Consider the following 12457-nt stretch of genomic DNA (forward strand, 5'->3'; position numbering starts at 1 on the left):
GTCCGGGATGACGGGTAAGTGGTGGGCAAAGGCGCACGACGCTCTCGACTTTCCCCTCCGCCACGGCGCACCGCACCACCTTCCGCACCACACCGCTTGTTTGCGGTTGCCGATCTGTTCCGCGTGGCGCAGAGCGAGAGCGTGACGTCGCCCTTTCCCGCGCTGCCGCACCCTGCGCTTCATGCCAGCCACTCGGGCGTGTGGGTGGCGCAAGGCGGCGAGACGCGCGCGCTGTCGCGCGGCGAGGCGATCCGGCTCGCCGCCGACACGCCGGTGATCCTGCTCAACGCGCCACTGGTGGCGCAGCGGCTCGGCTATGCCGAGCTGTCGGGGCTCGACCTGCTCGAGCTGTTCGCCTTCCTCCACCCCGCCCGTTTCGCGGTGCCGACCCCGCGCGGGATCGCGCAGGTGAGCGGGCTCGACGCCCCCGCGCGCGACGAGGAGGTCGCCGCTTTCCTCGCCGAGGCCGCCAAGCGGTTGCTCGCGGTGACCCAGGCGAGCGACTGGCTTGAGCGCGAGGGCGCCTGGACCGCGGCGCAGTCGCTCACCCGCGCGCGCTGGCCCTGGGCGCCGATCGTCGCGCCACGGATCGCCAAGCCCGCGCAGCACGAACGCTGGCTGTTCTCGCGCCTGCCCGAGTGGCAGGAGGCCGCGCCGCGCCCCGCGCCCCGCGCGGTGACGCTCGACGATGCCGCGGTGCTCGACCGGCTGGAGCGACTCGCCGGCAGCGGCGCTGAGCTCCGCACCGGACAACGCGCCTATGCCGCCGCCGCCGCGGCGGCTTTCGCGCCCCGGATGACGCGCGACATGCCCAATCTGGTGCTCGCCGAGGCCGGGACCGGGATCGGCAAGACCTTGGGCTATCTCGCCCCCGCCAGCCTCTGGGCCGAGCAGGCCGGCGGCGCGGTGTGGATCTCGACCTATACCAAGGCGCTGCAACGCCAGCTCGGGCATGAGACGCGGCGGCTCCACCCCGATCGCGCGGTGCGCAAGGCGCGCGTGGTGACGCGCAAGGGGCGCGAGAACTACCTCTGCCTGCTCAATCTCGAGGACGCGCTCCAGGGCGGCTTCGCCGGGCGCGCTGCGATCCTGGCGCATCTGGTGGCGCGCTGGGCGGCCTATAGCGACGACGGCGACATGGTCGGGGGCGACCTGCCCGGCTGGCTCGTCACGCTCTTCCGTCGCAACGGCTCGGCCGCGCTGACCGACCGCCGCGGCGAGTGCGTCTACGCCGGTTGCCCGCACTATCGCCGCTGTTTCATCGAGCGCGCCGCGCGCGCCTCGGCCGAGGCCGACCTCGTCATCGCCAACCACGCGCTGGTGATGGTCAACGCCGCGCGCGGGCGCGAGACCGCGACCCGGCCGACGCGCTACGTGTTCGACGAGGGGCATCACCTGTTCGACGCCGCCGACGCGATGTTCGGCACCGCGCTGACCGGGCAGGAGACGATCGAGCTGCGCCGCTGGATCGTCGGCCCCGAGGGCAATGCGCGCGGGCGGCGGCGCGGGTTGCAGGCGCGGCTGTCCGACCTTGCCAGCTACGACGAGCAGGGCGCGCGCGCGATCACCGAGATCGTCGCCGCCGCGGGGGCGCTCGCCGCCGACGGCTGGCTCCAGCGCGTCGCCGAGGGACAGCCGTTCGGCGCGCTCGAGACCTTGCTCGCCGCCGTGCGCGGGGTCGCCTATGCGCGCGCCGAGCAGGACGCCGACGCGGGCTACGGCCTGGAGACCGAGCTTGCCGAGCCCACCCCCGAGCTGATCGAGGCCGCCGCCCCCGCCGCGCACGCGCTCGACTCGCTGGTGCGCCCGATGGTGGCGCTGGGCAAGCGGCTCGAGGCGGTGCTCGCCGACGCGCCCGACTGGATGGACGCGCCGGCGCGCGCGCGGGTCGAGGGCGCGATCGCCTCGCTCGGCTGGCGCGCCGAGACCGTGGCGGCGTGGCTGGCGCTGCTCGCGCGCGTCGGCGGGCCGGCCGACCCGCGCCACGTCGACTGGCTCGCGGTCGAGCGCGGCGAGGGGCGCGAATATGACATCGGCCTGCATCGCCGCTGGCTCGACCCGACGCTGCCCTTCGCCGACACGGTGCTCAAGCCGGCACACGGCGCGCTCGTCACCTCGGCGACTTTGACCGCTGGGGGTGACTGGGAGACCGCCGAGGCGCGCGTCGGCGCGCCGCACCTCCAGCGCGCGCCCGGACGCTTCACCGCGCCGAGCCCGTTCGACTACGCGCGCAACGCCGAGGTGGTGATCGTCACCGACGTCAAGCGCGGCGACGTGCCCGCACTCGCCAACGCCTATGCGCGGCTGATCGAGGGGTCGGGCGGCGGCGCGCTCGGGCTGTTCACCGCGATCCGCCGGCTGCGCGCGGTGCACGCCCGCCTCGCCGACCGGCTCGCGCGCGCGGGGCTGCCGCTCCACGCGCAGCACGTCGACCCGATCGACACGGGCACGCTGGTCGACATCTTCCGCGACGATCCCCACGCCAGCCTGCTCGGCACTGACGCGCTGCGCGACGGCGTCGACGTGCCCGGGCAGTCGCTGCGGCTGGTGGTGATGGAGGGCGTGCCCTGGCCCAAACCGACCGTGCTCCACGCCGCGCGCCGGCTCGCGGGTGGAGGCAGCGCCTATGACGACCGCATCGTGCGCGCGCGGCTGGCGCAGGCGTTCGGGCGGCTGATCCGGCGCGGCGACGACGCGGGGATGTTCGTGCTGCTCTCGGCGGCGATGCCGTCGCGGCTGCTCGACGCCTTCCCGCCAGGCGTCAGAGTGTCCCGCGTGCCGCTCGACGAGGCAGTAAGTCGCGTGCGGCAGCGGCTTTCCACCGCGGGGCCGATCGGGCATGAGGCCGACCTCCACGACGCCCGAGCGGAGCTGCCCGAATGAAGACGCTGACGCTGCTGCGGCACGCCAAGTCGGGCTGGGACGATGCCGTGCCGCGCGATCTGGACCGCCCGCTCAACCCCAAAGGTCGCCGCGCCGCGCAGGCGATGGGGCGCGAGATCAAGGCGATGGAGCTCGACTTCGACCGCGTGCTCGCCTCGCCCGCGGTGCGCGTACGCGAGACGATCGGCGAGCTCGAGCGCGGACTTGGCCGCGCGCTGGCGCCCGAGTGGGACCGGCGGCTGTACCTCGCCTCGGCGGCGACGCTGCTCGACCTGGTGCACGAGCAGGACGACGCGGCGGAGACGCTGCTGCTGGTCGGCCACAATCCGGGGCTGGAGGAGCTGGTGCTCGCGCTCGTGCCCGACTCGCCGGGCGGGCTGCGTGACGCGGTGGAGGAGAAATACCCCACCGCGACGCTGGCCGAGATGACCTTTGCGGTGGACGGCTGGCGCGAGGTGGCATGCGGCGGCGCGACACTGACCCGCTTCATCCGCCCGCGCGACATTGACGCGGCGCTGGGGCCCGAGGGAGAGTAGCGCTTCGTCGCAGGGCAAACCCTAAGGCGTGATCCATTTGGCTTGCACCATCGTGCTCCGGCGCACGCCGGAGCACGCGTCGGGTTCGATGTATCCGACTTCAGATCCTCTCCCGCTCGCGGGGAGGTAGCGCGCATAGCGCTGACGAAGGGGGGCTCTCCGCGGGCGCGGCAGTCGCTCAAGAGATCAGGTCGCTCCGCAATACCAGCCCCCAGCGCGCCGCCCGTGGCGAGCCCCCTCCAAGACCGGCCTGCGGCCGGCGGTCCCCGCATGGCGGGAGGAATCTAGCGCGCACGCACTAAAGCCCGCGTGCGCGGCACGCATACGCTTCTTTATTCCCCATCGACGAACTGGGCTTTTACAAGCACATTGATCGCAAAGGGGAGATTCCATGCACCGTCGCCGTCTGTTCGCGTTTCTCACCACCACCGCGGGGCTCGCCGTAGCGCTGCCCGCGACCGCGCAGCAGGCGTCCGACGCGCCGGCGCAGGATGTCGCACCGACGCCGACACCAACCCCCCCGGCCAACCCCGCTGACGGCGACGTCGTCGTCACCGCGCGCTTCCGCAACGAGTCGCTCCAGCAGGTGCCGATCGCCATCACCGCGCTCAGCGGTGCCTCGCTGGCGGAGCGCCAGCTCAACAACGTGCAGGCGATCACCGCCGCGATCCCCTCGGTCAACTTCCGCACCGGCGCGTCGAACAAGGACCGCACGATCTTCATCCGCGGCGTCGGCACGATCACCACCTCGCCCGGCGTCGAGCCCTCGGTCTCGACCGTGCTCGACGGCGTGGTGCTGACGCGCCCGGGCCAGGCCACGCTCGACCTCGGCGAGGTGGAGCGAATCGAGGTGCTGCGCGGGCCGCAGGGGACGCTGTTCGGCAAGAACGCCTCGGCCGGCGTGGTCAACATCGTCACGCGCGATCCCGGCGACGGCTTCGCCGCCTTCGGCGAGCTCGGCGCCACGACCGACGAGGAATATCGCGTCAAGGCGGGCGTGTCAGGGCCGCTGATCCCGGGCAAGCTCGCCGCGCTGATCGGCGGCCTCTACGACGATTTCGACGGCAACACGCGCAACGTCGTGACCGGCAACGACACCAACGCGTCGCGCCGCTACGGTGTGCGCGCCAAGCTGGTCGCCACGCCGACCGAGACGCTCAAGCTCACCGCGACCGGCGACTATCTCAACACCAAGGAGACGGTCGCGTCGGTCTATTCCTCCGCCAGCCAGATCGCCTACCCGAGCCGCGCGGTGACCACGTCGGCGCCGCTGCTCGCCGCGCTCGGTGCGCAGGGGATCACGCCGTCGCCGACCAACCGCGCCAACGCCACCGACATCGACACCGACGTGCGCGACGAGAATTACGGCGGCTCGCTTACCGCCGAGCTCGGGCTGGGCGACTATCAGGTCACCTCGATCACCGCGTGGCGGCAGTGGCTCAACCACCAGCGCCAGGACTATGACGGGCTGACCGGGCTGAGCGCCGCCTTCCCGCAGGGGCTCGACGACGGCAATGTGAACAGCAAGCAATTCTCGCAGGAGCTGCGGCTTACCTCGCCGCGCGGCGGGCTGATCGACTATGTCGTCGGCGCTTATTACCTTCGTGGCGAGACCGACGAGCGCTACCAGCGCACGCTCACCACGTTGACCGCGGGCGCGCCGCTCACCACCGTCGGCATCGCCAATTACGGGATCACCAGCCACAATTACGCTTTGTTCGGCGAGGCCAACGTCAACTTCAGCGCGGCCTTCCGCGCGATCGCGGGCTATCGCTCGACCTGGGACACGCTCGACTTCTACCACGTCCGCACGTCGAGCAACGACCCGACCAACAGCGGCGCCGCCGCGCTCGATCGCCCCGCGATCCGCGCCTATCACAACGCGACGGGGGAGACCGATCGCCGCGGCGACAGCTACCGGCTCGGGCTCCAGCTCGATCTCGGCGCGCGCGCGCAGACCTATTTCACTTACTCGCGCGGCTATAAGGGCCCGGCGTACAACGTCTATTTCAACATGCGCTCGCTCAACGCGACGACGCTGCTGGACGAGCTGCCGCTCAGCCCGGAAACGAGCGACTCGTTCGAAATCGGGCTCAAGGGCAGCACCGCCGACCGCGCGCTGAGCTACAGCCTGGCCGCTTTTACAACGACCTTCGAGGGCTATCAGGCCAATTTCAACGACGTGGTCAACGGGGCTCAGGTTACCCGCCTGATCAACGCGGGCTCGGTGCGCTCGCGCGGCGTCGAGGCCGATGTGACGCTGCGCCCGGCCGCGGGGCTGACGGTCGACCTCTCGGGCGCCTTCACCGACGCCACGGTGCGCGACTTCCTCTGCCCTCCCGGCGCCCCGACCAGCTGCAACATCAACGGCCAGCCGCTTCCCTTCGCGCCGCGGGTCAAGCTGTACGAGAATGCCGCCTATCGCTTTGCGCTGAGCGACTCGCTGTCGATGGAGCTGCAGAGCGACGTCAGCTTCAGCTCGAAGACGCAATATTCGCTCAACCAGACGCCGAGCACGATCCAGCCCGCCTATGCGATCTGGAACGCCAGCGTCGCGCTGATCCGCCCCGGCGACGGCTGGCAGCTGCGCGCCTATGTCAAGAACATCACCGACCAATCCTATGCCAGCTTCCTCGCCAACGGTTCGTTCGCTGGCACGGTGCGGTTCGTGCCGCGCGACGACCGGCGCTATGCCGGGCTACTGCTGCGCAAGGATTTTTGAGGATGGCGGAGGACACGAGCCGACGAGGCGTGCTGCTGGCGGGGACCGGCGGCGCGTTCGGCCTGTACAGCTGGGCGGCGGGCGCGGTGGAGGCGGCGACGCCCGCGCCGCGCCGCTCGCGCCGGCTCGCGCGCGTGCCGGGCGTCCGCCCGCGGAACATCCTGTTCGTGCTCACCGACGACCATCGCTACGACGCGATGGGCTTCATGAAGGCGCAGGATTTCGGCGACACGCCGACGCTCGACCGGCTGGCGCGCGAGGGCACACATTTCCGCAACGCCTTCGTCACCACCGCTCTCTGCTCGCCGAGCCGCGCCTCGATCTTCACCGGCCTTTACGCGCATCAGCACAAGGTGGTGGACAACAACCACCCGATCCCACCCGGCCTCGTCTATTATCCGGAATATCTCCAGGCCGCGGGGTACGACACCGCCTTCATCGGCAAGTGGCACATGGGCGAGGAGGGCGACTCGCCCCAGCCCGGCTTCGACCGCTGGGTCAGCTTTCGCGGCCAGGGCAGCTATCTGCCCGAGCCGAACGGGCTCAACGTCGATGGGCGCAAGGTACCGCAGAAGGGCTATATCACGGACGAGCTGACCGAGTACGCGCTCGACTGGATCGGCGAGCGGCCCAAGGGCAAGCCGTGGATGATGCACCTCGCGCACAAGGCGGTGCATTCCGAATTCATCCCGGCGGAGCGCCACAGAGGCCGCTATGACAAGGAAACCTTCCGCTACCCGGAATCGATGAAGCCGGGTGTCGCCGGGCGGCCGATGTGGGTCGAGAACCAGCGCAACAGCTGGCACGGCGTCGGCTTCCCCTATCATGGGACGCTCGACATCGGCGACTATTACAAGCGCTACATGGAAACTTTGCTGGCGGTCGACGAGGGGCTGGCCAGGATCATGGACCTGCTCGAACGCCGCGGTGAGCTCGACGACACGCTGATCCTCTATATGGGCGACAACGGCTTCATGTTCGGCGAGCACGGGCTGATCGACAAACGCACCGCGTACGAGGAATCGATGCGCGTGCCGATGCTCGCGCGCTGCCCCGCGCTGTTTCCCGCCGGCAGCGTCGTGCAGCAGGTGGTCGCCAATATCGACATTGCGCCGACGATGCTGGCCGCCGCCGGACTGCGTGCGCCCGACGATATGGCGGGAGCGAACATGCTGCCGCTCGTGCGCGGCGGCGCGGTGCCGTGGCGCAGCGAGCTGCTGTACGAATATTATTGGGAACGCAATTTCCCGCAGACGCCGACCGTGCACGCGCTGCGCGAGGACCGCTACAAATACGTCCACTTCCACGGTATCTGGGACCTCGACGAACTCTACGACCTCGCCGCAGACCCGCACGAAAGCGACAATCTGCTCGCGCGGCCGGGACACGAGGACCTTGCCGAGCGGATGAGTGCGAAGCTGTTCGCTTTGCTAGAGACGACGGGCGGCATGGCGATCCCGCTCAGCGCCGACGCCGGGCTGCGCAACGTGCTGCGCGATCCCAAGGGGCCGCCGCAGGCGCCCTTCCCGCCGGGCTTATTCAAGCGCTGAGCCGAGCGGTGCCGCGGTGGCGCCGGCGCGCTGAGCATTGCCCGACCGCCGCCGTCGCCGGCGTGACCGTCGGCGACGCTTACGGGTCCGACGACGCCGCTGGTGCGCAGGGGAGATCGCCACAGCGGGCCAGTGTAAGAGGTTGAAGCGTGCCAAAATGGCGCACATTGAAGGTGCATGTCGCCGTGCCGGGTGACCGCGAACTGTAAAAAGGTTCCGTCGCGACAGCGAGCCTGCCCTAAATAGGCTGGAAATTTTGTTGCCGAGGTGCTACATGAGGCCGGCACGGGCGCAATCGTTCTCGCGTCCCTGGAGACGTCAAACCTTCTGCTCCCCTCGTCAGTCCGTTCCGCGGTGCTTGCCGGCGCGGGTCGCGATGGGCTGCGGGAGCCTTAACATTGGAAAGGCCTCCTATGGCTGCCAAGGCTCTGCATTTCGATGTCGGTGACTATGTCGTCTATCCCAAGCACGGGGTCGGCCGTGTGATCGAGCTGCAGAAACAGGAGATCGCGGGCATGCAGCTGGAGCTGTACGTGCTGCGGTTCGAGAAGGAGCGCATGACGCTGCGCGTCCCCACCAACAAGGCCGAGTCGGTCGGCATGCGCAAGCTCTCGTCGGACAAGACGATGCGCGAGGCAATGGAGACGCTCAAGGGCAAGCCCAAGGTCAAGCGCACGATGTGGTCGCGCCGCGCGCAGGAATATGAGGCGAAGATCAACTCGGGTGACCTCGTGTCGATCGCCGAGGTGGTGCGCGATCTGTTCCGCGCCGACGACCAGCCCGAGCAGAGCTATTCCGAGCGCCAGATTTTCGAGGGCGCGTGCAGCCGCCTCGCGCGCGAGCTCGCCGCGATGGAGCAGATCGACGAGCCAGCGGCTCAGGAGAAGATCCTCGAGATCCTGCGCAAGGCCGCGGCGATCTACAACAAGGACAAGGTGCCGGCGTAATCGCGGCACCGGGTCGAGTGCGAAGGGGGCGGTCCGATTGGGCTGCCCCTTTTCGTTTGCGCACACCGCCTGCGTGTATTAGTAATGCAACACACGTAGGGGAGAACAGGTCATGCGCGCGATCATCGCCGCCGCACTGCTGCCGCTGGCGGCCTGCGGCAACAGCTTCACCGTGGACACCGACGACAAGCCCGGCCTCCCTGGCAGCGGCAGCGGCAACCAGCGCAGCTATCAGGCGGCGAACTTCGATATGGTCGAGTTGGCGGGCAGCGATGATGTCAGCGTGCACATTGGTAGCGGCTTCGCCGTCACCGCGGAGGGCGATGTCGACGCGCTCGACACGCTCAAGATCACGCGCGAGGGGAGCATGCTCCGCGTCTCGCGACGCAACGGCCGCTCGCGCGGCCATGCGCGCGTGCTGGTGACCATGCCCGCGATCACGGGCGCGACGCTGGCGGGCTCGGGCAATCTCGCGATCGACCGGGTCGACGCGGGAGCGTTCAGGGCCAGGCTCGCCGGCTCGGGTAATCTCACCGTCGCCGCGCTGCACGCGGAGACGGCGGATCTCACGGTTGCCGGTTCAGGTGACGCCGCGCTCAGCGGGGTGACGGGCCAGCTCGGCGTTTCGATCGCCGGCTCGGGGAACGTCACGCTCGCGGGCACGAGCGGCCGGCTGGATGTCTCGGTGGCCGGCTCGGGCGATGTCGCGGGCGAGCGACTGGTCGCCAAGGCCGCTGACATCAAGGTGATGGGCGCGGGTGACGTGCGCGTCACCGTCGACGGCCAGGCGGACGTCATGGCGATGGGCTCCGGCAACGTCGATCTCGGCGCCCGCGCGCGCTGCTCGGTGCGCAAGATGGGCTCGGGTAGCGTGCGGTGCGGCGGCTGATCCTCGCCGCCACGCCGCTCGTCCTCGCCGCCGTTCCCGCGAGCGCGGCCGAGCGGCGCTGGCCGGTCGCCACGGTAGAGCGGCTGCGAGTGGAGACGCCGGCGACGGTGCGCGTGATCGCCGCCGCGCCTGGCGGTGGGGGTACCGACGTCTGCGCGAGCGCGGCCGATCCGGCGGCGTTCGACACGCTCAAGGTCGAGGCGAGCGGGGGCACGCTGGTGGTGCGCGGCGGCGCGGCGAGCGCTGGCGCGGTGGTGACGGTGGTCGCGCCGCGGCTCGCCGGAGTCGCGGTCTACGCCGCGGCGCACGTGGCGATCGCGACGATGCGCGGCCAGCGGGTCGAGCTGTCGGCCGCGGCGGGGTCGATCGACGTCGCCGCGGTGGAAACGGCGGCGCTCCACGCGACGCTGGCGGGCGACGCGACGATCACCCTGGCCGGCCGCGCGCCCGATGCGACGCTGATCGCCAACGGCATCGGCACGATCGAGGCGGGCGCGCTGGCGACGCAACGGCTGACGGTGCGCGGCGCGGGCGATTCGATCGTGCGCGCCGCGGCGTCACAGGCGGCGACCGTAGTGGCGATCCAGGGCGCGCAGGTCAGCGTCGCCGGCCGCCCGCGGTGCGACGTGCGCGCCGTCGCGCCGGCGACGGTGACGTGCGGACGGTGAAGGCCCCGCTCCTCTCTTCTACCGTCATCCCGGACCTGGTCCGGGATCCACCCGTCCGCGAGAGCAACGCCTGCGAGACGCAGGGCACCGTGGATCCCGGAACACGTCCGGGATGACGGAGGATGGAGGGAGGCGTCTGCGTTCCACCTTCCTCAGCGTCAGGTAGCGACCTTCCCCCTCACCAGATCCGCACGCGATCCTTCGGCGCAACATATTGCTTCTGCGACGGGTCGATCTTCCACGCCGCATACCAGGCGTCGACGTTGCGCAACGGGTTGACCGCGCGGATCTGCCCCGGCGAGTGCGGGTCGCTGACCAGTTGCTGACGCAGCGCCTCGTCGCGGAACAACGTGCGCCACACCTGCCCCCAGCCGAGGAAGAAGCGCTGGTCGCCGGTGAAGCCATCGATCACCGGCGCGCGCTTGCCGCCGAGCGAGGCGTGGTAGGCGTCGAGTGAGATCAGCACGCCTCCGAGGTCGCCGATATTCTCGCCCATCGAGGCGCGCCCGTTGATGTGCACGCCGGGCAGCCCGGGGAAGCTATAGGCCTCGTATTGCGCGCCGAGCCGCGCCGCCTGCGCCTCGAACTTGGTCGCGTCCTCGGCGGTCCACCAGTCGCGCAGCACGCCGCGCCCGTCCGACTTGCGGCCCTGGTCGTCAAAGCCGTGGCTGATCTCGTGCCCGATCACACCGCCGATGCCGCCATAGTTGATCGCGTCGTCAGCCTGCGGGTCGAAGAAGGGTGGCTGGAGGATCGCCGCGGGGAAGACGATCTCGTTCTTCACCGAGCTGTAATAGGCGTTGACGGTCTGCGGCGTCATGCCCCACTCGGCCTTGTCGACCGGTCGCGCGATACGCGCGCGATCATAGTCCCACTCGAACCGGGTCGCGCGCTCGGCATTGCCGACGAGATCGCCCGCGCGCACCTCCAGCCCGCTATAGTCGCGCCACTTAGAGGGATAGCCGACCTTGACGGTGAAGCCCTGCAGCTTGTCGAGCGCCTGCGTCTTGGTGGCGGGGCTCATCCAGGCGAGGTTCCTGATCCGCCCCGCGAGCGCGACTCGCAGGTTGCCGACCAACGTGTCCATCTTCGCCTTCGACTCGGGCGGGAAGTAGAGCGCGACATAGTCGCGGCCGATGCCCTCGCCGATCGCCTTCTCGGTCAAGGCCACCGCGCGCTTCCAGCGCTCGCGCTGCTGCGGCTGGCCGTTGAGGAACTTGGAGCGGAAGTCGAACTCCGCGTCGACGAAGCGGCGCGACAGCAACGGCGCGACATCGTCGGCGGTGCGGAACGCCGCCCAGGCCTTGAGCGTGGCGAGGTCGGTCGCGGCGAACAGCGCCGCGATCTTGGGGAAAGCGGTGTTCTGCGCGACGATCGCGCGGTCCGCGGCGCCGAGCCCTGCCGCCTGCCAATAAGCGTCCCACGGGAAGCCGGGCGCCTGCGCCTTCAGGTCGGCCAGCGTCATCGGATTGTAGGTCTTGTCGCGGTTGCGGCTCTCGGCTCGCGTCCAGTGCGCCTGCGCGAGCTTGATCTCCATGTCGACCACCCGCTCCGCCGCCGCGGCCGCGTCGGGCCAGCTCGCCATCGTCAGCATCTGCGCGACATACTGGCGATAGCGCGCCACCTGCGGCGCGAACTTGGGGTCGAGGTACAGTTCACGGTCGCCCAGCCCCAGCCCGGACTGGCGCAGATAGAGCGCGTAGACGTCGGGGCGCTTGGCATCGTCGCTCACCCCGGCGCTGACGAAGCTCGCCCCGAAACCGCCGACCGACCGGCCCATCAGCCGCGCGATATCGTCCTTGCCCGTGGCGGCAGCGATCGGGCGCAGCCGCTCGGCCAGCGGCGCGGCATCGATGCGCTCGGCGGCTGCGGAGTCCATGAAGCCGGCGTAGAGCAGCGCCGCCTTCGCGCGGTCCGGGTGCCCGGCGTCGTCGGCGGAGTAGCCGGTGATTAGCGCGCGGAGCCGCTGCTCGGACAGTTCGCGCAGCACCGCGAAGGCGCCATAAGAGGAGCGGTCCGCCGGGATCTCCGTCCGCGCGACCCAGGCGCCGTTGACGAAGCGGAACCAGTCGTCGCCCGGCCGCACGCTGCGGTCCATGCCGGTGAGATCGAAGCCCCAGTCGCCATATCGGGTCGCGTCGGCGTCGGGCGCCGGGGCGGCGGCCGGCGCGGTAGCGGCTTGCTCGCCGCGCCCCAGCGCCGGGGCGGCGAGGACGAGGCCGGCAGAGGCTGCCAGCAGCACACTCTTCAGGGTCAAGGGAT

At 70.4% G+C, this 12457-nt stretch carries 8 protein-coding genes; 7 read left to right on the top strand and 1 reads right to left on the bottom strand.

The window, feature by feature from the left end; genetic code table 11:
* The first annotated feature begins 141 nt into the window (after positions 1–141).
* The 7 genes from ACMGDM_RS06450 (at position 142) to ACMGDM_RS06480 (ending at position 10195) form a co-directional block, all read left to right on the top strand.
* On the top strand, positions 142–2883 hold the full coding sequence (locus ACMGDM_RS06450; protein WP_436803271.1) for an ATP-dependent DNA helicase: 2742 nt from the start codon (positions 142–144) through the stop codon (positions 2881–2883).
* Positions 2880–3419 carry a SixA phosphatase family protein gene (locus tag ACMGDM_RS06455; RefSeq protein WP_436803272.1) on the top strand — a complete coding sequence of 180 codons (540 nt, stop codon included), beginning with the start codon at positions 2880–2882 and terminating at the stop codon, positions 3417–3419. The genes ACMGDM_RS06450 and ACMGDM_RS06455 overlap by 4 nt, the downstream gene beginning before the upstream one ends.
* A gap of 391 nt (positions 3420–3810) precedes the next feature.
* The gene (locus ACMGDM_RS06460) at positions 3811–6141 is read left to right on the top strand and encodes a TonB-dependent receptor (protein ID WP_436803273.1); all 2331 of its coding nucleotides are present in this window, start codon (positions 3811–3813) and stop codon (positions 6139–6141) included.
* A 2-nt stretch (positions 6142–6143) separates the two neighbouring features.
* Entirely contained in the window at positions 6144–7691 is a 1548-nt protein-coding gene (locus ACMGDM_RS06465; RefSeq protein ID WP_436803274.1) for a sulfatase family protein, read from the top strand.
* Positions 7692–8104: 413 nt separating this feature from the next.
* Complete coding sequence (locus ACMGDM_RS06470) at positions 8105–8638, top strand: CarD family transcriptional regulator (protein WP_132908544.1); 534 nt, start codon at positions 8105–8107, stop codon at positions 8636–8638.
* Between the two features lie 112 nt (positions 8639–8750).
* A complete protein-coding gene (locus tag ACMGDM_RS06475; RefSeq protein ID WP_436803275.1) occupies positions 8751–9527 on the top strand; it encodes a head GIN domain-containing protein in 777 nt (258 codons plus the stop codon).
* Positions 9515–10195, top strand: a complete 681-nt coding sequence (locus ACMGDM_RS06480; protein ID WP_436803276.1) for a GIN domain-containing protein — start codon at positions 9515–9517, stop codon at positions 10193–10195. The genes ACMGDM_RS06475 and ACMGDM_RS06480 overlap by 13 nt, the downstream gene beginning before the upstream one ends.
* Before the next feature lie 178 nt (positions 10196–10373).
* On the opposite strand, the gene ACMGDM_RS06485 is transcribed toward ACMGDM_RS06480, so the two are convergent.
* A complete protein-coding gene (locus ACMGDM_RS06485) occupies positions 10374–12452 on the bottom strand; it encodes a M13 family metallopeptidase (RefSeq protein WP_436803277.1) in 2079 nt (692 codons plus the stop codon).
* Between the last annotated feature and the right edge of the window lie 5 nt (positions 12453–12457).

This window comes from Sphingomonas larreae (assembly GCF_051400595.1).
Lineage (GTDB): Bacteria > Pseudomonadota > Alphaproteobacteria > Sphingomonadales > Sphingomonadaceae > Sphingomonas.

What these genes read in the sequence shown, in the direction of transcription:
- ACMGDM_RS06455 (WP_436803272.1), top strand. Translation starts at nt 2,880, where the DNA reads ATGAAGACGCTGACGCTGCTGCGGCACGCCAAGTCGGGCTGGGACGAT.
- ACMGDM_RS06475 (WP_436803275.1), top strand. Translation starts at nt 8,751, where the DNA reads ATGCGCGCGATCATCGCCGCCGCACTGCTGCCGCTGGCGGCCTGCGGC.
- ACMGDM_RS06460 (WP_436803273.1), top strand. Translation starts at nt 3,811, where the DNA reads ATGCACCGTCGCCGTCTGTTCGCGTTTCTCACCACCACCGCGGGGCTC.
- ACMGDM_RS06470 (WP_132908544.1), top strand. Translation starts at nt 8,105, where the DNA reads ATGGCTGCCAAGGCTCTGCATTTCGATGTCGGTGACTATGTCGTCTAT.
- ACMGDM_RS06465 (WP_436803274.1), top strand. Translation starts at nt 6,144, where the DNA reads ATGGCGGAGGACACGAGCCGACGAGGCGTGCTGCTGGCGGGGACCGGC.